The sequence below is a fragment of the Mesorhizobium sp. M7D.F.Ca.US.004.03.1.1 genome (genome assembly GCF_003998635.1).
GTDB classification, from domain to species: Bacteria; Pseudomonadota; Alphaproteobacteria; order Rhizobiales; family Rhizobiaceae; genus Mesorhizobium; species Mesorhizobium loti.
Genome location: NZ_RZQG01001712.1, coordinates 1 through 535, shown reverse-complemented (window position 1 = coordinate 535; position 535 = coordinate 1). Strand labels below are relative to the sequence as shown.

Below are 535 nucleotides of genomic sequence, written 5' to 3'. Positions count from 1 at the left end.
GGTAAGAGGTTACAGTCCATGACCTATGGAACCGGCATGCCATCCGTAAAGATAGATTCCCTGCATGTAGTTGTGAGTATTTGAAAGCGTCGAGGGAGCGATCTGCCTCGGGTTCGAGAGCTTCTCGACCTGTCATCGGCAAGTTCTGTCGTCAATGCACCGTGGCGACGCTGGGCGGAGGCACCGGAGCAGCGCCCGCCGGATCGAAGCTGACTTGATCGCGTCCGTTCGACTTGGCCGTGTAGAGCCTTCTGTCGGCGGCGGAGAAGATTTCCTCATAGGTGGTCGGGCCGGTAAAGCTCGTGCCACCGATGCTGACGGAAAGCGGGCAAGGTCTGCCGCCGGGCGAAAAGTCCATCTCCCTGATGCGCCGGCGGATGCTTTCGGCAACCACCCAGGATTGCGAGGGATCCACGCCGGGCAGAAACACGCCGAATTCTTCGCCGCCGATGCGGCCGACAATATCGCCGCCACGCAGTTGCCCTTTGATCGCCTGCGCGATCAGCTTGAGCGCCTGATCGCCGCAGTCATGGCC

The 535-nt window shown here is 60.9% G+C and carries 1 protein-coding gene; it reads right to left on the bottom strand.

What is annotated here, in order from left to right; all coding sequences use genetic code 11:
* Positions 1–151 precede the first annotated feature (151 nt).
* A partial coding sequence (locus EN935_RS39650) for a GGDEF domain-containing protein (protein ID WP_164771911.1) occupies positions 152–535 on the bottom strand: 384 nt, incomplete at its 5' end.